Origin of the sequence: Micromonospora sp. NPDC000089, from assembly GCF_042899365.1 — a bacterium.
GTDB lineage: Bacteria > Actinomycetota > Actinomycetes > Mycobacteriales > Micromonosporaceae > Micromonospora.
In genome coordinates this window covers 102,549-128,142 of record NZ_JBIAZT010000015.1, presented here as the reverse complement: position 1 = coordinate 128,142, position 25,594 = coordinate 102,549, and the positions used below count along the sequence as shown (strand labels likewise).

Here is a 25,594-nt window from a genome sequence, read left to right as displayed (position 1 = left end):
CTCAAGCGATACATCGCCCGCGAGGTCTACGAGGTCCTCACCAACCCCACCCAACCACCACCGGCCACACCTTGACATCCATAGGAGCATCCCCCCACCCCCCCGGTCGGGACCCGTTGATCATGAGGTTGACGGCAGCGGAGGATCAACTTCGCCGTCAACCTCATGATCAACTCAGCTCGGAAGGCGGGGGCGGGGGGCCCGGGGTGGCGATTGGGTGATCGTGGGAGGGGTTTGCTACTCTTTCCCGGTCGCTGAGCCCCCGTAGCTCAGGGGATAGAGCACCGCCCTCCGGAGGCGGGGGCGCAGGTTCGAATCCTGCCGGGGGCACCAGACCGCACTCCACACCGATGCCGAGGCCACCGGGCCTCGGCATTCGTGCGTTCGGAGCGGGCGACCGTCAGATCGGGAAGGCCCTGCCGGCCCGGAACCGGACCGCCGGTCGCAGGGGTACGCGTGCCGGCCGGAGCGTCACGACGGGCACGACCGGTCCGTGATCCGACACCGGGCCCGGCGGCCCGGGTCGTGACGTCGGACACGCTCCCACGTACCGCGAGTGGCCTGGGGCGAGTGCTGGGGCTGCGGTGACGACAGTCGTGAGTCAGCGCACCGACATTGCCGGATTGTTACATGCTGACTCCGCCCCAGCCCTTGCGATCGCCACGAACCCGCAATACGTTGCCGACGACAACAAAACCGAGTGAAGGTTCTACCCCTTCCGGAGGCATCCATGACGTTGGCGAGGTGGTGCGAACGATGAGCAACGTGCCCATCCTCCTGGAGATGCGCTCCATCACCAAGGAGTTCCCCGGAGTCAAGGCCCTCTCCGACGTCAACCTGGTGGTGCGCGCCGGCGAGATCCACGCGATCTGCGGCGAGAACGGCGCCGGCAAGTCGACTCTGATGAAGGTGCTCAGCGGGGTCTACCCGTACGGCACCTACCAGGGCCAGATCATCTACCAGGGCGCGGAGACCCGCTTCTCCGACATCCGCTCGAGCGAGCACGCGGGCATCGTGATCATCCATCAGGAGCTCGCCCTCATTCCGGACATGTCGATCGCCGAGAACATCTTCCTCGGCAACGAGCCGCGCAAGCGTGGGGCGATCGACTGGAAGGCCGCCAACCGGATGGCGCTGGACCTGATGGCCCGGGTCGGCCTGCAGGAGGACCCGGACACCCTGATCAAGGACATCGGCGTCGGCAAGCAGCAGCTGGTGGAGATCGCCAAGGCGTTCGCCAAGGACGTCAAGCTGCTCATCCTGGACGAGCCGACCGCGGCGCTGAACGAGGCGGACTCGCGGCACCTGCTCGACCTGCTGCGCGGCTTCCGGTCCCGCGGCATCACCTCGATCATGATCTCGCACAAGCTCAACGAGATCGAGGCGATCGCCGACCAGATCACCATCCTGCGCGACGGCCGGACGGTCGAGACCCTCGACATCAAGGCCGACGGCGTCGACGAGGACCGGATCGTCCGGGGCATGGTCGGTCGCGAGCTGAGCAGCCGCTTCCCCGACCACACCCCGAAGATCGGTGAGGTCTTCTTCGAGGTCCGCGACTGGAACATCCGGCACCCGATCTCCGCCGAGCGCCAGGTCTGCAAGAACGAGAGCTTCGTCGTCCGACGGGGCGAGATCGTGGGCTTCGCCGGGTTGATGGGCGCGGGCCGCACCGAGCTGGCGATGAGCGTCTTCGGCCGCTCGTACGGGGTGTACGAGTCCGGCACGATCATCAAGGACGGCAAGGAGATCGTGCTCAAGTCGGTGGCGGACGCGATCCACCACGGGCTGGCGTACGTCAGCGAGGACCGCAAGGCGCTCGGCCTGAACCTGCTCGACGACATCAAGTCCTCGACGGTGGCCGCCAAGCTGTCCAAGATCTCGCACCACGGCGTGCTGAACGAGGTCGAGGAGTACCAGGCGGCCGAGGCGTACCGCAAGGACCTGCGGACCAAGGCCCCGACGGTCGACGAGGGCGTCGCCAAGCTCTCCGGCGGCAACCAGCAGAAGGTCGTCCTGGCGAAGTGGATGTTCACCGACCCGGACCTGCTGATCCTCGACGAGCCCACCCGCGGCATCGACGTGGGCGCCAAGTACGAGATCTACGGCATCATCCAGCGGCTCGCCGACCAGGGGAAGGGCGTCATCGTCATCTCCTCGGAGCTGCCCGAGCTGATCGGGCTCTGCGACCGCATCTACACCGTGTTCGAAGGCGCCATCACCGGCGAGCTCGCCCGGGCGGACGCCGACCCGGAGACCCTCATGAAGCAGATGACCTCGACGAAGAAGATGCAGACACGATGAGCCGATTCAAGGACCTGCAGAAGAACCTCTTCGGAGGGACCACGTCCAACGCCCGGCAGTTCGGGATGATCGCCACGCTCGTGGGCATCGTCCTGATCTTCCAGATCTGGACGAACGGGCTGACGCTGCGATCGGACAACCTGATCGCGCTGTTCAACCAGAACTCGTACATCCTGATCCTGGCCATCGGCATGCTGATGGTGATCGTCGCCGGGCACATCGACCTGTCGGTCGGCTCGGTCGCCGCGTTCACCGGCATCCTGGTCGCCAAGTCGATGGCCGAGTGGAACCTGCCCTGGCCGGTGGCCATCCTGTTCGGCCTGGTGATCGGCGCGCTCATCGGCGCCTGGCAGGGCTTCTGGGTGGCGTACATCGGGGTGCCCGCGTTCATCGTCACGCTGGCCGGCATGCTGCTGTTCCGCGGCGGCAACCAGTACATCGGCAACGCGAACACCATCCCGGTGCCGGAGGGCTTCCGGAAGATCGGCTCCGGCTTCCTGCCCGAGGTCGGCCCGGACACCGGCTACAACAACCTGACCCTGCTGCTCGGCCTGGCCGCCTGCGTGGCCGTGGTGTGGCGGGAGCTGAGCGCCCGCAAGACCCGGCGCGAGATGGACGCCGACCCCGCCCCGATGTGGATCTCGGTGCTCCGGATGGCCGTGATGGTCGGCGTGATCGTCTTCGCCAGCCTGCGGTTCGCCAGCGGCCGGGTCGGCACCAGCTTCCCGATCTCCGGGATCATCCTGGTGGTGCTGGTGCTGGCGTACTCCTTCTACACCCGCAACACCGCCGGTGGCCGGCACATCTACGCGGTCGGCGGCAACTCCCGGGCCGCGGAGCTGTCCGGCGTGAAGCTCAAGCGGGTCAACTTCTTCGTCATGATGAACATGTCCGTGCTGGCGGCGCTGGCCGGCATGATCTTCGTGGCCCGGTCCGCGGCCTCCGGCCCGCAGGACGGCAACGGCTGGGAGCTGGACGCGATCGCCGCGGTCTTCATCGGTGGCGCGGCCGTCTCCGGCGGCATCGGCACCATCAGCGGCTCCATCGTCGGTGGTCTGGTGATGGCCGTGCTCAACAACGGCCTCCAGCTGGAGGGCGTGGGCACCGACAAGGTCCAGATCATCAAGGGCCTGGTCCTGCTGCTGGCCGTCGCGCTCGACGTCTACAACAAGAAGCAGGGCCGCTTCTCGATCATCGGCAGCATCACCCGGGGCCTCCGCCGGGACGCGCCGAGCAGCGAACCTCCCTCCTCGTCCGACGCGGGCCGCGAACCCGCCAGGACGACGGTGGCCGGCTGACGACCACCGACCGCATCCCCCTATCACCACTGCAGAAGGGCATCACCTCCAAATGCGCAATTTCCTCGCCAAGACGGTGGCCATCGGCGCCATCGCGACGCTGGCCCTGACCGGCTGCGGCTCCGGCCGTGACGGCGACTCGGGCAGCGGCTCCGGCGACGCCGCCAAGGGCTTCGCGGCCGACTCCCTGATCGGTGTCGCCCTGCCGTCGAAGACCTCGGAGAACTGGGTCCTCGCCGGTGACCTGTTCACCAACGGCCTCAAGGAGGCCGGCTTCAAGAGCGACGTGCAGTACGCCGGCGCGTCGACCACCGTCGCCGACCAGCAGGCCCAGATCACCGCCATGGTGACCAAGGGCGCCAAGGTCATCGTCATCGGCGCGACCGACGCCGCGCAGCTGTCCACCCAGGTCGCCGCGGCGCACCAGGCGGGCGCGAAGGTCATCGCGTACGACCGGCTGATCACCGGCACCCCGGACCTCGACTACTACGTCGCGTTCGACAACTTCAAGGTCGGCCAGCTCCAGGGCCAGGCCCTGCTGGACGGCATGAAGGCCAAGAAGCCGAACGGCCCGTACAACATCGAGCTGTTCTCCGGCTCGCCGGACGACAACAACGCCGGTGTCTTCTTCAACGGCGCGATGAGCGTGCTCAAGCCGGAGATCGACAAGGGCACCGTGGTCGTCGCCTCCGGTCAGAAGGAGGTCAAGCAGACCGCCATCCAGGGCTGGAAGGCCGAGGGTGCGCAGGCCCGCATGGACCAGCTGCTGACCTCGACCTACGGCAGCAAGGAGCTGGACGGCGTCCTCTCCCCGAACGACACGCTGGCCCGCGCGATCATCACCTCGATCAAGGGTGCCGGCAAGAAGGTCCCGGTCGTCACCGGCCAGGACTCCGAGGTCGAGTCGGTCAAGTCGATCATGGCTGGCGAGCAGTACATGACGATCAACAAGGACACCCGGAACCTGGTCAAGCAGACCATCGCGATGGTCCAGTCGCTGCAGAAGGGCGACCAGCCGGAGATCAACGACACCAAGTCGTACAACAACGGCAGCAAGGTCGTCGACACCTACCTGCTCCCGCCGGTGGCCGTGACCAAGGCGAACGCCGCCGAGGCCTACGCCAACGACCCGAAGCTCGGCCCGCTCACCAAGTGAGCACCGCACGCTAGGTAGTCACGACGAAGGGTCCCGGGCGCCGTCCCGGGACCCTTCGTCGTGATCGGCCCCTCGCACTACCCCGCCGACCCGACCGAGAGGAGGCCGGTGGCGATCCCCGTACGACCCCGGCCTCCGCTGGCCGGCCGCGACCCCCGACCGTCCCTGCCCGCCCCGCCCGGCGCCGGCCAGGAGGAGATCCGCCGGCATAACCTCGGCGCCGTGCTGCGCTACGTGCACGTGCACGGCCCCACCTCGCGGGCCGAGCTGACCAGCCGGCTCGGGCTCAACCGCAGCACCATCGGCGCGCTCGCCGCCGACCTCGCCGCGGGCGGCCTGGTCACCGAGGAGGCGCCCGCGCCGGCCACCGGGGAGGCGCCCACCCCCGCCCGGCGCGCCGGCCGCCCGTCCCTGGTGGTCCGCCCCCGCGCCGACCGGGTGTACGCGTACGCGCTGAGCATCGAGGCCGACCGGCTGCGCGCCGCGCGGATCGGCCTGGGCGGCCGGATCGTCGACCTGCGGGAGACCGACCGGCCGGCCGGCACCGCCGCGTCGGACGCCGTCCGCCCGCTCGCCGGGCTGGTCCGCGACCTGGCCCGCGTCACCGAGCCCGGCACGCTGCTGGTCGGCGGCGGGGTCGCGGTGGCCGACACCGTCCGGGACTCCGACGGGCGGATCCGGGTCGGTGGCGCGGACGAGGCCCTGCGGGCGGCGCTGCGGGCCGAACTCCCCGCCGGCCCGGGCTTCGTCGCCGGCGACCTGGCCGACATCGCCGCGCTCGCCGAGCAGATCCGGGGTGTGGCGGCCGGGAGCGGCGACGTGGTGCACCTGCACGGTGACCGGGGAGTCAGCGCCGGCATCATCCTCGGCGGCCGGCTGGTGACCGGCCACCGGGGACACAGCGGCAAGGTCGGGCACATGGTGGTCAACCCGGCCGGCCGGCGCTGCGGCTGCGGCTCCCGCGGCTGCTGGGAGACCGAGATCGGCGAGGCGGCGCTGCTGCGGCACGCCGGCCGGGAGCCGACCGACCGGGCCGCGGTCGCCGACGTCCTGCGCGCGGCGGCGGACGGCGATCCGGCCGCCCGGGCGGCGGTCGAGCGGGTCGCCGACTGGCTCGGCTTCGGCGTGGCCAACCTGGTCACCGTGGTCGACCCGGAGACGGTGGTGTTCGGCGGCGCGCTGCGCGAGCTCTACCTTGCCGGGGCGGACACCGTGCGCCGCCGGGTGGACGAGATGACCCTGCCCGCGTCCCGGGAGCGGGTCCGCCTGCGGGCCGCCGCGCTGGGCCGGGACGCGGCCCTGATCGGCGCCGCCGAACTGGCGTTCGACCGGCTGCTGGCCGACCCGCTGCACACCGCGTACCGGGGCGGCTGACCGGTCAGCCGGCCTCCCGGCGGGCCCGCGCCCGCCGCTTCCCCTCGTGCATCGCCTGCACCCGGGCCACCGGGATGGTCCGCCCCTCGGCGACCAGCTCGTCGGGGAGCCGCTGCGGCGCCGGCATCGCCGCCGCCCAGGGATCCCCGCCCGCCAGCAGCGTGGGCGCGGAACGCACCGTGAAGTCCGTCGGCGTCACCGCCGGCAGGTCGTCCCAGGCCACCGGGAAGGAGACCGGCAGCCCCGGCCGCACCCGCGGGCTGTACGCGGCGACCACGGTCGCGCCGCCGGCCCGGGTCGGGTCGACGAAGACCCGGCCGCCCCGGTCCTCCCGGATGAACGCGGTGGTGGCCGTCGCCGGGTCCAGCCGCTCGGCGCGTACGGCGAGCGCCCGGGTGGCGGCGGCCGCCTCCTCGGCGGTCGTGCCGGCGACCAGGGGCACGAAGACGTGCAGGCCCTTCGCGCCGCTGGTCTTCACCGCACCGCTCAGGCCGGCGTCGGCCAGCGCCCGGCGGACCAGCCCGGCGGCGGCGACCACCGCGGGGAAGCTGTCCCCCTCCGGCGGGTCCAGGTCGAGCACCAGGTGGGTGGGGTGGGCCGGGTCGGCGGCCGGGCTCAGGGTGGGGTGGTACTCGATCGCCCGCTGGTTGGCGAACCAGAGCAGGGTGCGCCGGTCGTCGCAGAGCGCGTACGACACCCGCCGGTGCGACGCCTCCGCCCAGACCTCCGTCCGGCGGACCCAGTCCGGGGTGTACTTCGGCAGGTTCTTCTGCATGAACGGGTCCTGCCCGCGCAGCAGCCGGATCACCGAGAGCGGCCGGTCGGCCAGCACGGGCAGGATCAGCCCGGCGGTCGCGTCCAGGTAGTCGACCAGGTGCCGCTTGGTGACGTCGTCGCCGGCCAGCAGCGGCTGGTCCAGGTTGGTCAGCGCGACCCCGTCCCTGGTCTCCTCCGGCCGGCTCATCCGCTCACCTTGCCGGTCGTACCGGCGGGGGGCAACCCCGACACGGCGGCCGGCCCGGCGCTCACCCGGTCACCTGGTCACCTTCGCGGCCCAGTCGATGTGGTGGTCGTAGAGCCAGGCCATCGACGCGCCGTCGTCGCGGGCCGTCCGCCGGGCGAAGAGCGGCAGGGCGAGGTCGCGGAACGCCCGGCCGACCGGGCCGGCCACCTTGGTGCTGCTGACCCGCCTGCCCTGGGCCACCACCTTCTCCACCCGCCGGCGACGCAACCCCTCGTACGCCGCGAAGGCGGCCGGCACGTCGGGCAGGTCGCGCAGGCAGCGGGCGAGCTGGACGGCGTCCTCGAACGCCATCGCGGCGCCCTGGCCGGAGGACGGGGCGGCGGTGTGCGCGGCGTCGCCGATGATCACCATGCCGTCCCGGTGCCAGTGGGGCACCGACGGCAGGTCGTAGGTGGGCCAGCCGTAGGTGAGCCGGTCGGTGCCGTCGAGGATCCGCAGCGCCGGGCCGGCGTCGTCGGCGAGCAGCCGCCGCAGCGTCGCCCGCGCCTCGTCCGGGCCGATCGCGGCGAGCTGCGCCGGGGTCAGCTCGGTCGGCTGCGGCGGGTTGGCGAACCACCAGACCTCGTCGTCGCCGACCGGCATCCAGCAGAAGAAGCAGCGCAGGCCGAACATCATGTGCATCAGCCCGCGCTCGTCGGCCAGCCCCAGCCCGCGGGCGGCGCCGCCGGCGTTGAGCAGCGGCACGTACCGGGGCGCCGGGGCCGCCGGGTCGATGATCTGCCGGGTCCGCGAGCGCAGCCCGTCCGCACCGATCAGCAGGTCGCCCTCGGCGGTACGGCCGTCGGCGAACCGGGCCCGCACGCCGGCGCCGGTCGGCTCGGCGTCGACGAGCCGGGCGCCGGGCACGATCTCCACGCCCCGGCGCACCGCCGCGTCGCGCAGCGCCCGGTAGAGGTCGGAACGCCACACCGTGGTGCTGCCCAGCTCCCGGGTGCGGGTGCCGCTGGTGCCGAACTCGCCCAGCCGCCGGCCCCGGTGGTTGAACAGCGCCATCCGGGGGGTGGCGTGGCCCAGCCCGGTGACCAGCCCGTCGAGGCCGATCGCGGCCAGCGCGTCCACCCCGTTGACCGAGAGGGTGAGGAACGAGCCCACCCCCACCGCGTCCCGCCCGTACGCCTCGTGGACGACGGCGTCGATGCCGGCGCGGCGCAACGCCATCGCGGCGACCGGACCGGCCAACCCGGCCCCGATGATCACTGCTTTAGTCATGCAATGACTATACATACAATAACTAACGCGAGGAAGACCGTCGCCTAGGGTGAGGGGCATGGTCGCCCGTGCCCACCGCCCGTCGTCGCTGGGGATGACGCTGCTCGCGCTCCTGGTCGAGGAGCCCATGCACGCGTACCGGATGCAGCAGCTGATCCGGGAACGCGGCAAGGACGACGTGGTCAACGTCGCCCAGCGCAACAGCGTCTACCAGGCGATCGACCGGCTGCGCCGGGACGAGCTGATCCGGGTCGGCCACACCGCCCGGGACGAGCGGCGGCCGGAACGCACCGTGTACGAGCTGACCGACGTCGGCCGGCGGACGCTGGACCGCTGGCTGGCCGACGCGCTGGCCACGCCGGCCCGGGAGTTCCCCGAGTTCCCGGCCGCGCTGTCCTTCCTGCCGCTGCTGCCGCCGGCCGAGGCGGCCCGCCGGCTCGAGCGCCGGGCCGAGGTCCTCGCCGACCGGCTGGGCGAGCGCGAGGCGATGCTCGCCGGGCTCGACCTGCCCCGCCTCTTCCTGGTCGAGGACGAGTACCGGCTCACCCTGCTGCGTACCGAGCTGGACTGGGTCCGCGGGATGGTCGACGACCTGCGTACCGGCCGGTTGACCTGGACCGGCGACTGGCTGGCCGACTGGACCGGCGGCGAGCCGGCGCCGACCGGCCCCGGCCCGGCGGCCGACCCCGGCCCGCCGGCCGCGGACCGCGGCGCGACGCCGGCCTGAGCGGCGGTGTGGCAAAGGCCACCCGACGAGTTTGACCGATCGGTCAGTGCCTGACCGATCGGTCAGGCATACTGGGTGGCATGGTTCGCGCGGTACCCGAGACCCACGCCGAGATCCTCGCCGCCGCGGCGCGGCGCTTCGCGGTGACCGGCTACCGGGGCACCTCGCTGCAGGACATCGCCCGCGAGGCGGGCTGCTCCAAGGCCTCCGTGCTCTACCACTTCGCCAACAAGGAAGCCCTGCTCGCGGCGCTGATGGCGAAGCCCATCGAGGTGCTCGCCGCGCTCGACGACCGGCTGGCCGGGCTCGCCTGGCCGGCCGCCCAGCGAGCCGCCGCCGAGGGTTTCGTCGACCTCGCGGTGCGCTTCCGGCGGGAGATCGCGCTGCTGCTCGGCGAGTTCCCCGAGCTGCTCGCCCAACCCGCCTTCGCGCACGTGCAGCGGATCTCGGAACGGCTGCTCGACGCGCTCGCCGGCCCCGGCGACGGCCCCGGCGGCCGGATCGCCGCGCTGGTCGTGCTCGCCGGGATCCCCGAGGCGTGCGCGGAGTTCGTCGACGTGCCGGACGACCAGTTGCGCACCGCCCTGCTGGCCGTCGCCCGGCGGGCGCTGGTGACGACCGACCCACCCACCCAGGAATGAGGACAAGGACCTGATGGCGACCCTGCTGTACCGGCTCGGCCGGGCCTCCCTGCGCCGCCGGCGACTCGTCGTCGCCGTGTGGCTCGTCGTACTCGTCGGCCTCGGCATCGCCGCGGCCACCCTGCGCGGCCCCACCGCCAGCGACTTCACCATGCCGGGCACCGAGTCGCAGCAGGCCATCGACCTGCTGCGGGACCGGTTCCCGGCGGCCAGCGGCGCCACCGGCACCATCGCGATCAAGGCGCCCGCCGACGGCCAGCTGCTCACCCCGGCCGGGCAGGCGGTGGTAAAGGGCGTCGTGCAGGAGGCCACGAAACTGCCCGGCGTGGTCGGCGCGGTCGACCCGTACCAGGTCAAGGCGCTCACCCCGAACGGCCGGTACGGCCTGGTCCAGGTGCAGTTCGCCACCCGGGCGGACAGCGTCACCGACGAGCAGCGGGCGGCGTACGAGAAGGTCGGCGCGGCGGCCGAGGCGCAGGGCTGGCAGGTCGCGCCCGGCGGTGAGGTGCTCAACTCGGAGCCCGAGGTCGGCTCCACCGAGGCGCTCGGCGTGGTGGTCGCGGCGATCGTCCTGGTCGTCACCTTCGGCTCGCTGGTCGCGGCCGGGATGACCATGCTGAACGCGCTGATCGGCGTGGGCGTCGGCATGGCCGGCCTGTTCGCGCTCAGCGGCGCGGTCGAGCTGACCAGCACCGCGCCCATCCTCGCGCTGATGCTCGGCCTGGCGGTCGGCATCGACTACTCGCTGTTCATCACCTCCCGGCACCGGCAGAACCTGCTCGACGGGCTGAGCCCCGAGGAGGCCGTCGGCCGGGCCGTCGGCACCGCCGGTTCGGCCGTGGTCTTCGCCGGCGCCACCGTGGTGATCGCGCTGGCCGGCCTGGCCGTGGTGGACATCCCGTTCCTCACCGTGATGGGTCTGGCCGCAGCCGGGACCGTCACCGTGGCCGTGCTGGTCGCGATCACCCTGGCCCCGGCGCTGCTCGGCTTCGCCGGCCGCAAGGTGCTGCCGCGCAAGCTGCGGGGCGTCGACCGGGCCGTCGGGGAGAGCGACGACGTCGCCCCGGAGGACCGCACCCGGTTCGGGTTCCGCTGGGCCCGCTGGGTCACCCGGCTGCGGATCCCGGTCATCCTGGTCGGCCTGCTCGGCCTCGGGCTGCTCGCCCTGCCCGCGCAGGACATGCGGCTGGCCCTGCCGGACGCCGGCACCGCCGCCGAGGGCAGCCCGGCCCGGGTCAGCAACGACCTGATCCAGGAGGGCTTCGGCCGCGGCTTCACCGGCCGGCTCACCGCGGTGGTCAGCTCCGACTCGCCGCAGGCCACCGCCGCCGCCGTGCCGCAGGTGACCGCGCTGATCCAGCGCACCGACGGCGTGCTCGCGGTGGCGCCGCCGCAGTTCGACCCCACCGGGCGGACCGCGCTGGTCGGCGTCATCCCGAAGACCGGGCCGACCGACGCGGCCACCGAGACGCTGGTGCACGACATCCGCGACAACGTCGAGCGGATCGGCGGCGCCCAGGTGCTGCTGACCGGGGTCACCGCGATCGGCATCGACGTGTCGGAGAAGCTCTCCGACGCGCTGCCGGTCTACCTGCTGCTCGTGGTCGGCCTGTCGATCCTGCTGCTGATGCTGGTGTTCCGGTCGATCCTGGTGCCGGTCAAGGCCGCGCTGGGCTTCCTGCTCACGGTGGCCGCCACCTTCGGCATCACCGTCGCGGTGTTCCAGCAGGGCCACCTCGCCGACCTGGTCGGCCTGGACACCCCGGGGCCGCTGATCAGCTTCCTGCCGATCCTGCTGATCGGCATCCTGTTCGGGCTGGCCATGGACTACGAGGTCTTCCTGGTCTCCCGGATGCGGGAGGACTTCGTGCACGGTGAGACCGCGCGGGAGGCCACGATCAGCGGGATGGGGCACGGCGCCCGGGTGGTCACGGCCGCGGCGCTGATCATGATCTCGGTCTTCGGCGGCTTCGTCTTCCTCGACGACCCGGTGATCAAGTCGATGGGCTTCGCGCTCGCGGTCGGCGTCGCCATCGACGCCTTCGTGGTCCGGATGACCATCGTCCCGGCGGTGATGTCGCTGCTCGACCGGGCCGCCTGGTGGCTGCCCCGCTGGCTGGGCCGGGCCCTGCCCAACGTGGACATCGAGGGCGAGGGGCTGCGCGCCCACCTGGACCGGCAGCACGCCGGGGTCTGACCGCGACGACCTGCCCGGCCGGTCACACGCCGGCCGGGTAGGTCTCCAGCTCACCGAAGGACGACAGCGCGGGCAGCGGATGCAGCGCGGTCGTCTCGTCGCACCAGACGAACGCGTCGTACCGGTCGGTCAGCCGGGTCGGCACGTAGTTGCCCCAGGACTCGAACGTCGGGTCGTAGACCACCCCGATCGCCCGGTGGTCGGCCGGGGCGGTCAGCCACTCCGGCTGGTCGGGCCCGCCGAAGACCAGCACGGCCCGCTCCGGCAGCAGCTCGTGCATGCGCCGCTCCATCGAGCCCTCCCGGGCCGGGGGCACCGTCATCACCTCCGACGGCGAGCCCCAGCGCGGCGCGGCCACCACCGTCCCCCGGTAGCTGCCGAAGCCGATCAGCGCGACCGCGTCGGCGCCCAGCCGCTCCCGGCCCAGCTGGCCGAGGTTCACCATCCCGTCGGCCGCCATGTCGGTGGCCCGGGCGTCCCCCACGTGGGTGTTGTGCGCCCAGACGATCCCGCGCGCCTCGGGGCCGTAGCGCTCCAGCAGCCGGTCGAGAGTGTCGGCCATGTGCACGTCCCGCACGTTCCAGGACTCCGGCCCGCCCCGGACCATCGCCCGGTAGTAGCGCTCCGCGCCGGCCACCACCTCCGCGTTCTGCCAGGCCGAGAAGGCCGCCGGGCCGTCCGCCAGGGCGTGTTCCCGGGTACGCGCCAGCAGCCGCACCACTTCCTCCTCGCAGCGCGCCGAGACGAACCGGCTGGCCGCGCCGTACTCCTCCACCCGTTTGCCGTACGGCTCGAAGCACCGGTACGCGTCCTGCGCCGCCTCCAGCGAGCGCGGATCCTCCTCGCCCAGGTAGTCGAAGATGGCCTGCATCGACTCCCACAGGCTGTAGACGTCCAGCCCGTGGAAGCCGGCCCGCTCCCCCTCCGGGCGGTCCAGGTTCCACGCCCGCAACCAGTGGCAGAAGCGGTCCACCTCGGCGTTCGCCCACATCCAGGTGGGCCAGCGGTCGAACCGTTCCAGCGCGGCACGCGGGTCGGCGTCGCCGCCCGGAGCGCCCACCACCGACCGGTGCACCCGGTCGCAGTCCGGCCAGTCCCCCTCCACCGCCACGAAGTCGAAGCCCTGTTCGGCGATCAACCGCCGGGTGAGCTGTTCCCGCAGCCGGTAGTAGTCGTAGCTGCCGTGGGTCGCCTCGCCGATCATGACCACCCGGGCGTCCGCCACGCGCTCCAGCACCGGATCGAAGTCGCTCGGCGTGCCGAGCCGCTGAACCCGCATGCGAGCGGCTACCCGGCGACCCGCGGGGCAAACCGGCGGCCGGCCCCGACCAGCGGAGACGGTGGCGTGCTCAGGAGACCGTGACGCTGACGGTGTGCCAGCCGGTGGCGCCGTCCGGGAACGGTGGGCGGCGCTGCTGCGGCTGCACCGCGCCGGTGCCGTCGGTGGCGCGTACCCGCAGGCTGTGCCCGCCCGGGAGGGCCCGCCAGGCGTACCGCCACTGGACCCAGGTGTCGGCCGAGGCGGTGGGCAGCAGCTCGGCCCGCTGCCAGGGGCCGTCGTCCACCGAGACCTCCACGGTGGCGATCCCCCGGTGCGTCGCCCAGGCCACTCCGGCCACCGTCACCGTTCCGGCGGCCAACCGGGCGAACGGCGCCGGACGGTCGATCCGGGACGCCGTCTTCACCGGCGCCTCCCGCGCCCAACCGCGCCGCACCCAGTACGCGTCGAACGCGTCGAAGGTGGACACCTCCAGCTCCACCAGCCACTTGCAGGAGCCGGCGTACCCGTACACCCCGGGGGTGAGCATCCGCACCGGGAAGCCGTGGGTGAACGGCAGCGGCTCGCCGTTCATGCCGACCGCGAGCATCGCGTCCCGGCCGTCGAGCAGGGTGGCCAGCGGGGTGCCGATGGTCATCCCGTCCTGCGAGCGGGCCACCAGCTGGTCGGCGCCGGCCCGCACCCCGGCCTGCCGCAGCAGCGGCGCCAGCGGCGCGCCCAGCCAGCGGGCGGTACCCACGTACGGGCCGCCGACCTCGCCGGAGACGCAGCTGAGCGTGACGTCCCGCTCGATCAGGCCCCGATCGAGCAGGTCCCGGAAGTCCAGCTCCACCGGACGGTCCACCAGGCCGTGCAGGCGTAGCCGCCAGGCGTCGACGTCCAGCCGGGGCACGGTCAGCGCGGTGTCCACCCGGTAGAAGTCGGCGTTGCGGGTGTGGAAACCGGCCGCCGCCCCGGGTGGCAGCGGCTTCGCCGGGTTCGTCGGGGCGGGCAGCCGTACCGTCGCCCGGGACCGGGCCGCGTCCCGGACCGCGGAGCCGCGCAGCGTCACCGCACCGGCCCCGGCCAGCACGGTCCCGGCCGCCACCGCCACCGCGTCCCGGACCAGCTCCCGCCGGCTCGGCCCGACCCGGCGCCTGCCGGCCACGGCCCGACCGGGCCGGGCTCGGTCGGGCTCGGCCTGACCAGGTTCGGCCTGGCCGGATTCGGATCGATCAGGTTCGGCCCGGCCAGGCTCGGTCCGCTCGGGCCGGCCGGCGGACGAGGCGGCTGGGCCGTCGTCACCGGGCGCCGGCGCCGCGGGCACCAGCCCATCGGGCGGCGCGGTGATCCCGGGCAGCGGGACGAAGCGCAGCAGCGCCGCCGCCGCGACCGCCCCGGCCAGCGCCGGCACGGCGTCCACCGGCCGGGCGTCCGGCCTGGTCAGGGCCGCCGCCGCGCCGACCACCCCGAGCACCGCCGGCCCGAGCGGGCCGAGGGCCGGGCGACGGCGGGCGAGCACCCCGGTGGTCGCCGCCAGCAGTGCCAGCGCCAGGCCGATCCCGGCCAGCAGCAACGGCTTGTCGTACGTGCCGAAGGTGCGGACCGCGAACTCCTTCACCGGGGTCGGCGCCCCGTCCACCACGGCGCCGCCCACCGCCACCAGCGGCGCCGCCTGCGGCCGGACGGCCGTGGCGAGCAGCTCCGCGAGCGCCACCCCGGCGGCGGCGACCAGCAGCCCCGACCCGGCCGGTACCAGAACCCGACGCACGATCGACCTCCCCTCCACGGCTCGTCCGGCTCCCGGTCAGGACTTCGGCATCAGCACGGAGTCGACGATGTAGACGGTCGCGTTGGCGGTCTGCACGTTGCCGCAGACCACCATCGAAGCGCCGTTCACGGTGAACTCGGTGCCGCTGCCGGCCACGGTCAGCTCGCCGCCCTGCAGGGTCTTGTGCGTGCCGGCCAGCTGCTCGGGGGTGAGCTTGCCCGGCACCACGTGGTAGGTCAGCACGTCGGTGAGCATCTTCTTGTCGGCGAGCACCTTGTCCAGGTTGGCCTTGGGCAGCTTGCCGAAGGCGTCGTTGGTGGGGGCGAAGACGGTCACCGCCGGCGCGGTGTTCAGCGAGTCGACCAGGTTGGCCTTCTTGACCGCGGTGACCAGGGTGCTCAGCAGCGGGTTGCCGGAGGCGGCGGTGGCCACCGGGACCTTCGCCATCGCCGCGAAGCTGCCCGGGTTCGACGCGTCGGTCGGCACGGCCGCGCAGCCCGGCCCGAACTGGCCGTCGGCCATCGCCGGGGCGCTGCTGGCCATCGGCGCGCTGGTGGCCGCCGCCGGGGCGCTGGTCGCCGGGGCGGCGGCGCCGGTCTCCTCGGTGTCCCCGCCGCAGGCGGCGAGGCCGAGGCTGACGGTGGCGGCGAGGGCGACGGCGGTGAGCTTCATGGGGCGCATCGGGATAATCCCTTTCAGACGGTGGAGAACTCTGTCTGCACGGGATTCGGCGCCCCCGGCCTAACGGATGGGTCCGGATCGGGAAAAAGTACGATCAGGTCAGGGTCAGCTTCAGCAACGGCGTCATGGTCGGCCGTCGCGAGCCACCCGCCGGCTCCTCGGTCACCCCGAAGACGCCCTTGCCGCGCACCCCGTCGAGCGGCACGGTGGCCGCGCCCCGGCCGGCCGGCAGCACCGCCGCCGAGGTGGCCGTGCCGCCGTCGATCAGCCAGAGCTGGTAGGCCCGCCCGGCGCCGGGTGCGGCCAGCCCGTCGAGCAGGGCCACCCCCTCGTCGCGGGCGGCGGAGACCACCACGGTGACCCGGCCGCCGTCGGGCGTGGCGCCGGTGCGCACCACGGCGTCCGGGGCGGCGAGCACCGCCCGGAACCGGGTCGCCTCGTCCCGGGCCGCGCCGGCCTCGGTGCGCGCGTCGCGTACCCGCTGCTCCTGGGCCAGCCAGCCGGCCGTGCCGGCGCCACCGGCCAGCACCACGGCGGCGGCCGCGGCGGCCGTCCACCGGCGCCACCGCCCGGCGGGCCCGCGGCCGTCCCGGGCCGCCGGGCGTCCCGGCCGCTCCTGCGGGGTACGCCGGATCTCCGCCAGCACCGCGTCGCGCAGCCGCGGCGGGGGCACCGACCAGGTCGGGTCGGCGAGCCGGGCGGCCGCCTCGCGCAGCTCGGCCACCTCCGTCGCGCAGGTCTCGCAGCCGGCCAGGTGGCGCTGGAAGGCGGCCCGCTCGACGTCGTCGACCGCGTCGAGCACGTACGCGCCGGCCAGCGCGTGGATGTCGGTCATCGGCCCAGCTCCACTCCGAGGCAGTCGCGCAGCCGGATCAGGCCGTCGCGCATCCGGGTCTTGATCGTCGGCAGCGCGGTGTCCAGCAGCCCGGCGACCTCCCGGTAGCTGTGCCCGCCGTAGTAGGCCAGCGTGATCGCCTCCCGCTGCACCTCGGTCAGCTCGGTGAGGCAGCGGCGCACCTGCTGGCGTTCCAGCCGCGCCGCCGCCTCCTCGGCCACCTCGTCGTACGGGGTCTCGGCGGAACCGGCCGCGACCCGGCGGACCCGTTCCGCGCCGGCCTGCTCGGACCGGACCCGGTCCACCGCCCGCCGGTGCGCCACGGTGAAGATCCAGGCGGTGGCGGAGCCCCGGGCCGGGTCGAAGCGGGCGGCGGTCCGCCACACCTCGACCAGCACCTCCTGGGTCACCTCCTCGGCCTGGGCCGGGTCGCGGAGCACCCGGCGGACCAGCCCGTACACCCGGGGCGCGACGATCCCGTACAACCGCTCGAAGGCCGCCTCGTCGCCGCGCGCCACCGCGCGCAGCAGGCCGTCGGTCTCCGCCCGGGGCTCGGGCGGGACGTCCGGGACCGCGCGCAGCCGCGGCCCGCCCCCCGGCGGTGCCGTGGAGTCATCCGCGATGTCGCCCATCCGGTCTCGCCTTCCGTCCGCTCCGCATGCCAGAACGGTAGGCATTCGACGCCGCGCCCGCTGCGGATGGGTCCGAAACCGATCGGCCCGGCGACCCGCCGGCGCCCGGGTCGACGGCGTGCAGCAGCCGGAACAGCACCAGCCACTGCTCCGGCCAGACCAGGCCGACCGGCGTCGCCGGGTCGACCCGCGCCGCCCGCAGCGCGCCGTCCACCCGGCCCCGGGGATGGGCCGCCCGCAGTGAGGCCGCGACCGACCCGCCGGCGCCGCCGAACCCCAGCTCCACCATCCGCCGGTACGCGGGCAGCGCCGACGGGGGCAGCAGCGGCACCGGCCGGCGCTCGATCCGCAGGATGCCCCCGTCGACGGCGGGCACCGGGCGGAACGCGGTGCGGGGCACCCGGCCGGCCAGCCGCCAGTGGTGCTCCGGCCAGCTCAGCACGGTCAGCCGGCTCCACCGGCCGTGGTCACCGGTGCGCTTGCGGGCGTACTCCAGCTGGGTGAGCAGGGTGGCCGCGCGCAGCCGGGGCGCGGCCAGGCACCAGCGGACCACGGCGGCGGTCAGCGACCAGGGGATGTTGCCGGCCACCGCGAACGGCTCGTCCGGCGCGGGGGCGGCCAGGAAGTCGGCCTGCCGGTGCTCGACGTGCGGCAGGGCGGCGCAGACCGCGGCCAGCTCGGCGGTGACGGCCGGGTCCACCTCGTACGCGATCAGCCGGCCGCACCGGGCGGCCAGCGGCCGGGTCAGCTGCCCGCGCCCGGCGCCCACCTCCAGCAGCAGGTCGTCCGGCCCGGGCCGGGCCGCGCGGACCAGCCGGGTGACGGCGGCCGGGTCGGCGAGGAAGTTCTGGGACAGTACGCGACGGGACCGGTCGCGTGCGGTGGTGCGGGGTCGGCGGGGCGCCACGGGGATCGTCCTGTCTGTCGCCGGTCGGCGACGGGTACGGACAGGCGGCGCACGGCGGGGCCTGTCCGAGCGGATCGGGGTTCGGACGACCCTGGAAGATCGGCATGGGAACGCGACGGCGCTCTGCGCCCACCGACACGGCAGTGCCGTTCTGCGCCCACGGGCGCGACGGTGGTGCGCGCCTGACCCGCCGCTCTGCGCTCATCGGCGCGGCGGCAGAGCCGCTCTGCGCCCACGGGCGCGGCGGTGGCGTGCAGGTCCGACCCACGGCCGGCGGGCGGCCGGCGTGGGTGGATGGTCAGGTCAGGCGCGCGGGGCGTCCCGGCCGGCCAGGGCCGGACGCCGGACTCGCGGACGGGACGCCAGGAGCGGGCCCCGGGCGGCCGGCGTGACGGCCGCCTCGATCAGGGCATGCGTGATCATGCCGCCAGGCTAGCCGGACGCCTGCCGACCCGCGACGGATTATCGAACCGCGACGGCTCAGAGGGTGACCGTGCGGCCCTCGGTGCGGGCGGTCTCGGCGGCGGCCAGGACGGCGACCACCTCACGGCCGAAGCGCACGTCGCACCGGTGGTCCCGGGCGCCGGACGCGACCTCCTCCAGCAGCTGGTCGATCGCCGTACCGAACGCGGTCAGCGCGCTGCCGTCGCCCGGCGGGACGATCTCGGTGCCGTTCTCGCCGAAGAAGACGAAGTCGCGGGTCATCGCCTCGGACGGCGCGTCCAGGGTGAGCGAGAGCGTGCTGGTGGCACCGCCGTCGTGGGTGAGCAGCAGGTGGACCAGGCCGCTCGGGCCGTCCATCGCGGCCACCCGGGTGACCGCGCCGAGCACCGGCAGGATGACCGACAGGGCGTGCGGGCCGATGTCCCACAGCGCGCCGTGCTCCTTGCGCCACTGCGAGTCGCCGTACGGGTTGCCGGGCTGGTAGATCGAGGCGAACATGGTCGCCCGGGCGTGCTGCCAGCCGCCGGCCGCGGCGGTGGCGGCGAGGAAGCCGGTGATGTTGGGCAGGAAGCGCTGGGTGAAGAAGACCACCGAGGCGACGCCGGCCGACTGCGCCGCGGCCACCACCCGGTCGGCCGCCGCCACGTCGAGCGCCAACGGCTTGTCCAGCAGCAGGTGCCGCCCGGCGGTGGCGGCCCGCACGGCGATGTCGGCCTGCACGTCCGGCGGCAGCGCCACGGCGACCGCGTCGCAGGCGTCCAGCAGCGCGTCGACGTCGTCGAACGCCGGCACCCCGAGCTTCTGGGCCAGCGCGGCGGCCTTCTCCGGGTTGCGTCCCCAGACCCCGGCCAGCTGCGCGCGCGGGTGCGCGTCGAGCGCGGCGCCGTGCGTCTCCGCCGCCCAGTGACCGGTGCCGAACAAGCCGAACCGCAACACGAGTACCCCCGGTGTCGTCGTCGGCCCCGGCGACGCCGGGGCCGAGATCCACGCTAGCCCTCCGGCCAGGTCGGCGCGGGCGCGGGGCGACCCGACGCGCCGACCGGGACGACGGTGAGTACTACGCCGGTTAGTAGGCTGTGCCGGTGACCGGAACTCCGCTCGGATGCCCCCGATGACCAGCGCGGCCGGGGCCGGCTCGCCGGTGGACGGGCTGCTGCCGACGGCGGCGATCGTGCTGTCGCTCGTACTCGCGCTGTGGGCGCTGGTGGCCGCGGTGCGCCACCGGCCGCCGGACCGTACCCAGTTCGTCGGCCTGGCGGTGCTGGAGGCCACGCTGCTCGCGCTGGCCGTGGTGGCGCTGGTGGCGGTCGGCGGCGGTGACCGGCCGGGTGAGCCCGGCGCCTTCTTCGGCTACCTGGTGACGCTGGTCTGCCTGCCGCCGCTGGCGTGGGTGCTGGCGAAGATGGAGCCGACCCGGTGGGGCTCGGCGATCGTCTGCGCGGTCTGCCTGGTCACCCCGGTGGTCGTGGTCCGGCTGCAGCAGACCTGGGAGGTCCTCGGTGGTTGAGACCCGGGCGCCGCGGCGCACCAACTCCGGCCCCGGCCGACTGCTGATCGCGGTCTACATCCTGTTCGCGATCGCCGCCACCTCACGGGCCGGGCTGCAGATCGCCACGAAGTTCGGCGAGGCCCCGGTGGCGTACCTGCTCTCGGCGGTGGCGGCGCTGATCTACATCGTGGCCGCGGTCGGGCTGGCCCGGGCCGGGCACGCCGGCCGGCGGGTCGCGCTGGCCTGCTGCTCGGTGGAGCTGGTCGGGGTGGTCGCGGTCGGCGTGCTCAGCCTGGCCGACCGGGAGCTCTTTCCGGACGAGACGGTCTGGTCCGGCTTCGGCAGCGGGTACGGCTACATCCCGCTGGTGCTGCCGATGCTGGGCCTCTACTGGCTGTGGCGGACCCGCTCCGACGACCGCTGACCCGTCCCGTCCCGCGGCGACGCGGGACGGGACGCTGCCAGTGGGTCAGTCCTTCGGGCCGCCGGCGACGTAGATGACCTGACCGGAGACGAACGACGCGCCCTCGCTGGCCAGGAACGAGATGGTGTGCGCGACGTCCTCCGGGCGGCCGGGGCGGCGGACCGGGATCTCGGCCGCGGCGTGCTTCTGCAGGTCGTCGAAGTCGACCTTCATCCGGGCGGCGGTGGCGGCGGTCATGTCGGTGACGATGAAGCCCGGCGCGACCGCGTTCACGGTGACGCCGAACGGGCCCAGCTCGACGGCGAGGGTCTTGGTGAAGCCCTGCAGGCCGGCCTTGGCGGCGGAGTAGTTCGCCTGCCCCCGGTTGCCCAGCGCCGAGGTGCTGGACAGGTTGACGATCCGCCCCCACTTGCGGTACACCATGTGCTTCTGGGCGGCCTGGCTGAACAGGAACGCGCCGCGCAGGTGCACGCCCATGACCGTGTCCCAGTCGGCGTCCGACATCTTGAACAGCAGGTTGTCCCGCAGCACACCGGCGTTGTTGACCAGCACGGTCGGCGCGCCCAGCTCGGTGGCGACCCGCTCGACGGCCGCCGCCACCTGGTCGCGGTCGGACACGTCCGCGCCCACCCCGAGCGCCCGCCCGCCGGCCGCGGCGATCGCGTCCACGGTCTCCTTGGTCGCCGCCTGGTCGATGTCGACCACCGCGACGGTCATCCCGTCGGCCGCCAACCGTCGCGCGGTGGCCGCCCCGATCCCCCGCGCCGCCCCGGTCACGATCGCGACCCGCTGCTCCTGCGACATGCTTACCTCCCAGTAACTTCCGCCGATCGATGCACCCTAACCCAGGCGTACGCGCGATGGCCCGGCACCGATCGACGGTGCCGGGCCATCGAACGCGTCGGTCAGGCCGACCAGCTGCGGCAGAGGCGGATCCAGCGGTAGCCGTGGCCGGCGAGCTTGAGCCGGTCGAGCTTGCCGACCTCGTCGTAGTTGCGGTCGGAGAGGACGTCTATCGGCAGGTCCGCCTCGCCCTGCAGGGTGCTCAGGTCGATCTCCACGTCCTCGGTGCCGAGGTTGTGCAGGAAGACCATCGACCCGGTGGGACCGTCCGCCCGGTGCGCCAGCACGCCGGCCGGCATCGGCACGTCGATGTGGGTGGTGGTGCCCGAGCCGATCTCCGGCGCCTCGCGCAGCGTCCGGATCATCCGCTCGAACCAGCCGAGCAGCGACCGCGGGTCCTTGCGCTGGGCGGTGACGTTCACCTTGTCGTACGCGTAGTCACCCTTGTCGATCACCGGGCGGACCAGCTTCTCCGGCTCGGCCGTGGAGAAACCGCCGTTGGCCTGGTACGACCACTGCATCGGGGTACGGATCGCGTCCCGCCCGTCGAGCGACAGGTCCTCGCCCATCCCGATCTCCTCGCCGTAGCGCAGCACCGGAGTGCCGCGCAGCGAGAACTGCAGGGCGTACGCCAGCTCGATGTGTCGCCGGTCGTTGCCGAGCATCGGGGCCAGCCGGCGGCGGATGCCCCGGCCGTAGAGCTGCATGTTCTCGTCCGGGCCGAACTTCGCCAGCACGTCGTTGCGCTGGTCGGCGGTGAGCCGGGACAGGTCGATCTCGTCGTGGTTGCGCAGGAAGGTCGCCCACTGACCGCCGGTGGGCAGCTTCGGGGTGTCCCGCAGCGCCTCGATGATCGTCTCCGGGTCCTCCCGGGCCAGCGCGAGCATCAGCCGGCCGTTGAGCATGAAGTCGAACAGCATGTGGATCCGGTTGCCCGAGCCGCCGTCGTCGCCGAAGTAGACCGGCAGCTGGTCCGGCTCGACGTTCGCCTCGGCCAGCAGGACCGCGTCGCCGCGCCGCCACTGCACGTGCTGGCGCAGGTCGGTGAGGAAGTCGAAGTCCTTGGGCGAGTTGGGGTTGCCGGGCTCGGTCTGCTCGATGATGAACGGCACCGCGTCCATCCGGAAGCCGGAGACGCCGAGCTGCAGCCAGAACGAGGTGATCTTCTTGATCTCCTCGCGCACCTTCGGGTTCTCGATGTTCAGGTCCGGCTGGAACTTGTAGAACCGGTGGTAGTACCAGGCCTTGGCGGTGCGGTCGTAGCTCCAGGTCTCGTTCTGCTCGCCCGGGAAGACCATGCCCTGGTGCCGGTCCGCCGGCTCGTGGTCGGCCCAGACGTACCAGTCACGGTACGGCGAGTCGGGCGACGACCGGGCGGACTGGAACCACGGGTGCTGGTCGGAGGTGTGGTTGACCACCAGGTCGATGATCACCCGGATGCCCCGGTTCTGCGCCTGGTGCAGCAGCTCCGCGAAGTCGCCCAGGGTGCCGAAGCGCGGGTCGACGTTGTAGAAGTCGGTGGCGTCGTACCCGTCGTCCTTGTTCGGCGACGGGTGGATCGGGTTGAGCCAGAGGCAGGTCACCCCCAGCCGCGCGAGGTAGTCCAGCCGGCCGATCAGGCCACGGAAGTCACCGACCCCGTCGCCGTCCGAGTCCACGTACGTGTCGACGTCGAGGCAGTAGACGACCGCCTCGGAATACCACCTGTCACCCATGCCGGCCTTATGTCTCCGATCGGCCGACGCGGCAAACGCCGGCCGGCCGGCACCGGGGCGACGACCGGGGCGGTACCGTGCCGGACATGGACACCGGGACCGAACTGCGGGACGTGGACTGGACGGCCGGGACGTGGCTGCGCGAGCCGGTGCGGGCCGAGCGCACCGCCGAGGGTCACCTGCTGGTCGAGCCGGCGGCGGAGAGCGACTTCTGGCGGCACACCAGCTACGGCTTCGTGCACGACGACGGCCCGGCGCTGCTCGCGCCGCTGCCCGGCGGCGCCGCCGTGGAGGTGAGCTTCCGGCTGGACTACCACGCCCAGTTCGACCAGGCCGGCGTGCTGGTGCGGGTGGACGAGCGGAGTTGGGTCAAGGCGGGCGTGGAGGTCAGCGACGGCGCCCCGCAGCTCGGCGCGGTGGTCACCCGGGAGGTCTCCGACTGGTCGGTCGCCCCGGTGCCGGAGTGGGCCGGGCGGGAGGTCACCGTGCGGGTCAGCCGGGACGGCGACGCGGTGACCGTACGGGCCCGGGTGGCGGACGAGCCGTGGCGGCTGGTCCGGCTGGCCCCGCTCGCACCCGACGCCGAGGCGCTCGCCGGGCCGTTCTGCTGCTCACCCACCCGGGGCGGGCTGACCGTCCGGTTCACCGGCTGGCGGCGGGGCCCGGCGGACCGCGAGCTGCACCCGGCGAGCTGAGCCGACGATCAGTGCGGCCGGTCACCCGCAGGTGTGAGCGCCGGTGCCCGGGGTACGACCCGGAAATCCCCCGGCTCCCCTCGGAAGGACGCCCATGGCACTCGCCCAGAACGTCGACCCGCACCAGTTCAGCGGTCTGACCGGCTGGGTGGCGAGCGTCATCGACTCGCTCGGCGCCGTCGGGGTGGCCCTGCTGGTGGCCCTGGAGAGCATCGTCCCGCCGATCCCCAGCGAGATCGTGCTGGCGCTGGCCGGGTACCTGTCCGCCGAGGGCCGGTTCAACGTGGTGGTGATCGTGCTGGCCGCCACGGTCGGCTCGCTGGTCGGCGCCCTGGTGCTCTACTGGCTGGGCGCGGCGCTCGGCGAGGAGCGGCTGAAGCGCTGGCTCGACCACATCCCGCTGGTCGACCGGGACGACCTGGAGCAGGCCGACCGCTGGTTCGAGCGGCACGGCCGGTGGGCGGTGCTGATCGGCCGGGTGGTGCCGGTGGTGCGTAGCCTCGTCTCCGTGCCGGCCGGCGCCAACCGCATGCCGCTGGGCGAGTTCGTGCTGCTCACCACGCTGGGCAGTGGGGTGTGGAACACGCTGATCGTCGGCCTGGGCTATGTGCTGGGCAGCCGGTGGCAGCAGGTGGAGCAGTACAGCAACTGGTTCAACTACGCGATCTTCGCGGTCTTCGCGTTCATGATCGGGAGCTGGGTGCTGAAGAAGGTGCGCAAGCGGCGCGCGCGGCGCGACCGGACGCCGGTGCCGAGCGACCACTGAGGGCCGGGGCCGCGGGTCGGTCGCGCCGCGCGCCCGCTCACCTGCCGTCGGCCGCCGCGGCCGCCGGCTCCAGGATCCGCCGGCGCAGCACCAGCTGCTCCAGGGTGGTCCAGGCGGTGGTGGTGACCAGGTAGAGCACCGCCGCCAGCGGCACCACCAGCGCGATCAGCAGCGTGCTGAACGGCAGCAGCGGGATCAGCCGGCCCAGCGTCGCCGCGCCCGGGCCCTGCGTCGGCGCGCCGGCCACCGTACCGGTCTCGGCCGCCACCCGGCGGGCCCGGCGGGACTGCACGAACGCCAGCCCGGCCAGCGCGGCCAGCAGCACGCCGAACACCAGCAGCACGCCGCCGGTCAGCCCGTCGCCCAGGTGCCAGCCCAGCGGCACCCCGGCCAGCCGCTCGTCGAGCAGCCCGCCGGCGCCGTCGCCGGTGGCGAAGAGCCGGTACATGACCAGGAAGAACGGCGCCTGCAGCAGCGCCGGCAGGCAGCCGGCGACCGGGTTCGCCCCGGCCCGGCGGTAGAGGCCGAACAGCTCGGACTGCAGCCGGGCCGGGTCGTCGGCGTACCGCCGCTGCAGCTCGCGGACGTCGGGGGCGAGCGCCGCGCGGCGCCGCTCGCCGCGGACCTGGGCCGCGGTGAGCGGCGAGATGAGCAGGCGGACGGCCATGGTGAACAGGACGATCGCGGCGGCGGTGGCAGCGCCGCCGGAGAGCGGGCCGAGCGCGTCGGAGAGCCAGCCGACGACGGCGCCGGCCGCGCCGACCGCGTCGTGCACGGGTGAGAAGGAGAGCATGGTGAACCCCTCGGTCCGGTTCCGGACGTCCCGCGCAGACCGGCGGGACGGATGACGACGGAACCGGCCGGGCGACGGGCGCGCGGGCTCAGCCCGCGACCGGGCGCCACCCGACCGGGGGACGGCGGCCCGGCGCGCGCGGACGCGGCCGGCCGGCCGCGTCCGGATCGACCTGGCGGGGCACCCGCCGACCACGGGCCCGGGCCCGCAGCGCCACGGCCCGCCGCCCGACCCGCGGCGCACCCGGCCGGACCGCGCCGGCCCGCACCGCGAGCAGCGTGGTGAGCAGCAGCGCGGCCACCGCCGCCGCGCCGGCGAGCAGGTCGGCGGGGTGCTGGCCGAGCAGCGTCAGGCCGGTGAGCGCGTACGCCCACAGACCCGTCACCAGCAGCGAACCCGGCACGGCCACCA

Annotated in this window: 22 protein-coding genes, 1 tRNA gene and 2 pseudogenes; 12 read left to right on the top strand and 13 right to left on the bottom strand. The window is 73.8% G+C overall.

Features of this window, described 5'->3' with window-relative positions; all coding sequences use genetic code 11:
- Positions 1-258: 258 nt before the first annotated feature.
- From ACFY3U_RS23390 to ACFY3U_RS23370, 5 genes are all read left to right on the top strand, one after another.
- Positions 259-333, top strand: a tRNA-Arg gene (locus ACFY3U_RS23390).
- Positions 334-756: 423 nt separating this feature from the next.
- Positions 757-2,304: a multiple monosaccharide ABC transporter ATP-binding protein gene (gene mmsA, locus ACFY3U_RS23385; protein WP_387205330.1), complete on the top strand. Its 1,548-nt coding sequence runs from the start codon at positions 757-759 to the stop codon at positions 2,302-2,304.
- On the top strand, positions 2,301-3,602 hold the full coding sequence (gene mmsB / locus ACFY3U_RS23380) for a multiple monosaccharide ABC transporter permease (protein ID WP_387205328.1): 1,302 nt from the start codon (positions 2,301-2,303) through the stop codon (positions 3,600-3,602). Before mmsA ends, mmsB begins: the two co-directional genes overlap by 4 nt.
- 52 nt (positions 3,603-3,654) lie before the next feature.
- Positions 3,655-4,758, top strand: a complete 1,104-nt coding sequence (locus ACFY3U_RS23375) for a substrate-binding domain-containing protein (protein ID WP_387205326.1) — start codon at positions 3,655-3,657, stop codon at positions 4,756-4,758.
- Positions 4,759-4,866: 108 nt separating this feature from the next.
- The gene (locus tag ACFY3U_RS23370; RefSeq protein WP_387205324.1) at positions 4,867-6,132 is read left to right on the top strand and encodes an ROK family protein; all 1,266 of its coding nucleotides are present in this window, start codon (positions 4,867-4,869) and stop codon (positions 6,130-6,132) included.
- A gap of 4 nt (positions 6,133-6,136) precedes the next feature.
- Here ACFY3U_RS23370 and ACFY3U_RS23365 read toward each other — a convergent pair whose 3' ends face one another.
- Positions 6,137-7,096 (bottom strand): DNA polymerase domain-containing protein, encoded by a 960-nt coding sequence (locus ACFY3U_RS23365; protein WP_387205322.1) that lies wholly within the window; start codon positions 7,094-7,096, stop codon positions 6,137-6,139.
- Positions 7,097-7,165: 69 nt separating this feature from the next.
- Entirely contained in the window at positions 7,166-8,365 is a 1,200-nt protein-coding gene (locus ACFY3U_RS23360; RefSeq protein WP_387205320.1) for an FAD-dependent oxidoreductase, read from the bottom strand.
- A 58-nt stretch (positions 8,366-8,423) separates the two neighbouring features.
- Here ACFY3U_RS23360 and ACFY3U_RS23355 point away from each other — a divergent pair, with 58 nt between their 5' ends.
- The 3 genes from ACFY3U_RS23355 to ACFY3U_RS23345 all read left to right on the top strand — a co-directional run bounded on the left by ACFY3U_RS23355 (position 8,424) and on the right by ACFY3U_RS23345 (position 11,930).
- The gene (locus ACFY3U_RS23355; protein ID WP_387205318.1) at positions 8,424-9,092 is read left to right on the top strand and encodes a PadR family transcriptional regulator; all 669 of its coding nucleotides are present in this window, start codon (positions 8,424-8,426) and stop codon (positions 9,090-9,092) included.
- An 80-nt stretch (positions 9,093-9,172) separates the two neighbouring features.
- A complete protein-coding gene (locus ACFY3U_RS23350; protein ID WP_387205316.1) occupies positions 9,173-9,733 on the top strand; it encodes a TetR/AcrR family transcriptional regulator in 561 nt (186 codons plus the stop codon).
- A 13-nt stretch (positions 9,734-9,746) separates the two neighbouring features.
- Positions 9,747-11,930, top strand: a complete 2,184-nt coding sequence (locus ACFY3U_RS23345; RefSeq protein ID WP_387205314.1) for an MMPL family transporter — start codon at positions 9,747-9,749, stop codon at positions 11,928-11,930.
- Positions 11,931-11,952: 22 nt separating this feature from the next.
- On the opposite strand, the gene ACFY3U_RS23340 is transcribed toward ACFY3U_RS23345, so the two are convergent.
- The 7 genes and pseudogenes from ACFY3U_RS23340 to ACFY3U_RS23310 form a co-directional block, all read right to left on the bottom strand.
- Positions 11,953-13,209, bottom strand: a complete 1,257-nt coding sequence (locus ACFY3U_RS23340) for an erythromycin esterase family protein (protein WP_387205312.1) — start codon at positions 13,207-13,209, stop codon at positions 11,953-11,955.
- Positions 13,210-13,279: 70 nt separating this feature from the next.
- Positions 13,280-14,959, bottom strand: a complete 1,680-nt coding sequence (locus tag ACFY3U_RS23335; RefSeq protein WP_387205310.1) for a molybdopterin-dependent oxidoreductase — start codon at positions 14,957-14,959, stop codon at positions 13,280-13,282.
- 36 nt (positions 14,960-14,995) lie between these two features.
- On the bottom strand, positions 14,996-15,640 hold the full coding sequence (locus ACFY3U_RS23330) for a fasciclin domain-containing protein (RefSeq protein WP_387205308.1): 645 nt from the start codon (positions 15,638-15,640) through the stop codon (positions 14,996-14,998).
- 94 nt (positions 15,641-15,734) lie between these two features.
- Complete coding sequence (locus ACFY3U_RS23325; protein WP_387205306.1) at positions 15,735-16,475, bottom strand: anti-sigma factor domain-containing protein; 741 nt, start codon at positions 16,473-16,475, stop codon at positions 15,735-15,737.
- A complete protein-coding gene (sigK, locus tag ACFY3U_RS23320) occupies positions 16,472-17,107 on the bottom strand; it encodes an ECF RNA polymerase sigma factor SigK (protein ID WP_387205305.1) in 636 nt (211 codons plus the stop codon). Before sigK ends, ACFY3U_RS23325 begins: the two co-directional genes overlap by 4 nt.
- A gap of 115 nt (positions 17,108-17,222) precedes the next feature.
- Positions 17,223-18,014 (bottom strand): annotated as a pseudogene (gene erm / locus ACFY3U_RS23315) (ErmE/ErmH/ErmO/ErmR family 23S rRNA (adenine(2058)-N(6))-methyltransferase); the annotation flags it as partial.
- Positions 18,015-18,494: 480 nt separating this feature from the next.
- Entirely contained in the window at positions 18,495-19,394 is a 900-nt protein-coding gene (locus ACFY3U_RS23310) for a Gfo/Idh/MocA family protein (RefSeq protein WP_387205303.1), read from the bottom strand.
- Between the two features lie 175 nt (positions 19,395-19,569).
- On the opposite strand from ACFY3U_RS23310, the gene ACFY3U_RS23305 reads away from it, so the two are divergent.
- Positions 19,570-19,965 (top strand): hypothetical protein, encoded by a 396-nt coding sequence (locus ACFY3U_RS23305; protein ID WP_387205302.1) that lies wholly within the window; start codon positions 19,570-19,572, stop codon positions 19,963-19,965.
- Positions 19,958-20,444 (top strand): annotated as a pseudogene (locus tag ACFY3U_RS23300) (hypothetical protein). The gene ACFY3U_RS23305 and the pseudogene ACFY3U_RS23300 overlap by 8 nt, the downstream one beginning before the upstream one ends.
- Here ACFY3U_RS23300 and fabG read toward each other — a convergent pair.
- Together fabG and ACFY3U_RS23290 are read right to left on the bottom strand one after the other, a co-directional pair.
- Positions 20,417-21,175 carry a 3-oxoacyl-ACP reductase FabG gene (gene fabG, locus ACFY3U_RS23295; RefSeq protein ID WP_387205300.1) on the bottom strand — a complete coding sequence of 253 codons (759 nt, stop codon included), beginning with the start codon at positions 21,173-21,175 and terminating at the stop codon, positions 20,417-20,419. The pseudogene ACFY3U_RS23300 and the gene fabG sit on opposite strands and share 28 nt — an antisense overlap.
- A 101-nt stretch (positions 21,176-21,276) precedes the next feature.
- Positions 21,277-22,929, bottom strand: a complete 1,653-nt coding sequence (locus tag ACFY3U_RS23290) for an alpha-amylase family protein (protein WP_387205298.1) — start codon at positions 22,927-22,929, stop codon at positions 21,277-21,279.
- Between the two features lie 86 nt (positions 22,930-23,015).
- On the opposite strand from ACFY3U_RS23290, the gene ACFY3U_RS23285 reads away from it, so the two are divergent.
- Both ACFY3U_RS23285 and ACFY3U_RS23280 read left to right on the top strand, forming a co-directional pair.
- Complete coding sequence (locus ACFY3U_RS23285) at positions 23,016-23,624, top strand: DUF1349 domain-containing protein (RefSeq protein WP_387205296.1); 609 nt, start codon at positions 23,016-23,018, stop codon at positions 23,622-23,624.
- A 94-nt stretch (positions 23,625-23,718) separates the two neighbouring features.
- Entirely contained in the window at positions 23,719-24,390 is a 672-nt protein-coding gene (locus ACFY3U_RS23280) for a DedA family protein (RefSeq protein ID WP_387205294.1), read from the top strand.
- A 37-nt stretch (positions 24,391-24,427) separates the two neighbouring features.
- Here the strand turns inward: ACFY3U_RS23280 and ACFY3U_RS23275 are convergent, their stop codons facing one another.
- Positions 24,428-25,183 carry a YidC/Oxa1 family membrane protein insertase gene (locus ACFY3U_RS23275; protein ID WP_387205292.1) on the bottom strand — a complete coding sequence of 252 codons (756 nt, stop codon included), beginning with the start codon at positions 25,181-25,183 and terminating at the stop codon, positions 24,428-24,430.
- Positions 25,184-25,271: 88 nt separating this feature from the next.
- Positions 25,272-25,586, bottom strand: coding sequence for a DUF6412 domain-containing protein (locus ACFY3U_RS23270; protein WP_387205290.1), 315 nt, complete (start codon positions 25,584-25,586; stop codon positions 25,272-25,274).
- Positions 25,587-25,594: the final 8 nt, after the last annotated feature.

What these genes read in the sequence shown, in the direction of transcription:
- mmsA (WP_387205330.1), top strand. Translation starts at nt 757, where the DNA reads ATGAGCAACGTGCCCATCCTCCTGGAGATGCGCTCCATCACCAAGGAG.
- mmsB (WP_387205328.1), top strand. Translation starts at nt 2,301, where the DNA reads ATGAGCCGATTCAAGGACCTGCAGAAGAACCTCTTCGGAGGGACCACG.
- ACFY3U_RS23375 (WP_387205326.1), top strand. Translation starts at nt 3,655, where the DNA reads ATGCGCAATTTCCTCGCCAAGACGGTGGCCATCGGCGCCATCGCGACG.
- ACFY3U_RS23365 (WP_387205322.1), bottom strand. Translation starts at nt 7,096, where the DNA reads ATGAGCCGGCCGGAGGAGACCAGGGACGGGGTCGCGCTGACCAACCTG.
- ACFY3U_RS23360 (WP_387205320.1), bottom strand. Translation starts at nt 8,365, where the DNA reads ATGACTAAAGCAGTGATCATCGGGGCCGGGTTGGCCGGTCCGGTCGCC.
- ACFY3U_RS23355 (WP_387205318.1), top strand. Translation starts at nt 8,424, where the DNA reads ATGGTCGCCCGTGCCCACCGCCCGTCGTCGCTGGGGATGACGCTGCTC.
- ACFY3U_RS23350 (WP_387205316.1), top strand. Translation starts at nt 9,173, where the DNA reads ATGGTTCGCGCGGTACCCGAGACCCACGCCGAGATCCTCGCCGCCGCG.
- ACFY3U_RS23345 (WP_387205314.1), top strand. Translation starts at nt 9,747, where the DNA reads ATGGCGACCCTGCTGTACCGGCTCGGCCGGGCCTCCCTGCGCCGCCGG.
- ACFY3U_RS23340 (WP_387205312.1), bottom strand. Translation starts at nt 13,209, where the DNA reads ATGCGGGTTCAGCGGCTCGGCACGCCGAGCGACTTCGATCCGGTGCTG.
- ACFY3U_RS23330 (WP_387205308.1), bottom strand. Translation starts at nt 15,640, where the DNA reads ATGCGCCCCATGAAGCTCACCGCCGTCGCCCTCGCCGCCACCGTCAGC.
- ACFY3U_RS23325 (WP_387205306.1), bottom strand. Translation starts at nt 16,475, where the DNA reads ATGACCGACATCCACGCGCTGGCCGGCGCGTACGTGCTCGACGCGGTC.
- sigK (WP_387205305.1), bottom strand. Translation starts at nt 17,107, where the DNA reads ATGGGCGACATCGCGGATGACTCCACGGCACCGCCGGGGGGCGGGCCG.
- ACFY3U_RS23305 (WP_387205302.1), top strand. Translation starts at nt 19,570, where the DNA reads ATGACCAGCGCGGCCGGGGCCGGCTCGCCGGTGGACGGGCTGCTGCCG.
- fabG (WP_387205300.1), bottom strand. Translation starts at nt 21,175, where the DNA reads ATGTCGCAGGAGCAGCGGGTCGCGATCGTGACCGGGGCGGCGCGGGGG.
- ACFY3U_RS23290 (WP_387205298.1), bottom strand. Translation starts at nt 22,929, where the DNA reads ATGGGTGACAGGTGGTATTCCGAGGCGGTCGTCTACTGCCTCGACGTC.
- ACFY3U_RS23285 (WP_387205296.1), top strand. Translation starts at nt 23,016, where the DNA reads ATGGACACCGGGACCGAACTGCGGGACGTGGACTGGACGGCCGGGACG.
- ACFY3U_RS23280 (WP_387205294.1), top strand. Translation starts at nt 23,719, where the DNA reads ATGGCACTCGCCCAGAACGTCGACCCGCACCAGTTCAGCGGTCTGACC.
- ACFY3U_RS23275 (WP_387205292.1), bottom strand. Translation starts at nt 25,183, where the DNA reads ATGCTCTCCTTCTCACCCGTGCACGACGCGGTCGGCGCGGCCGGCGCC.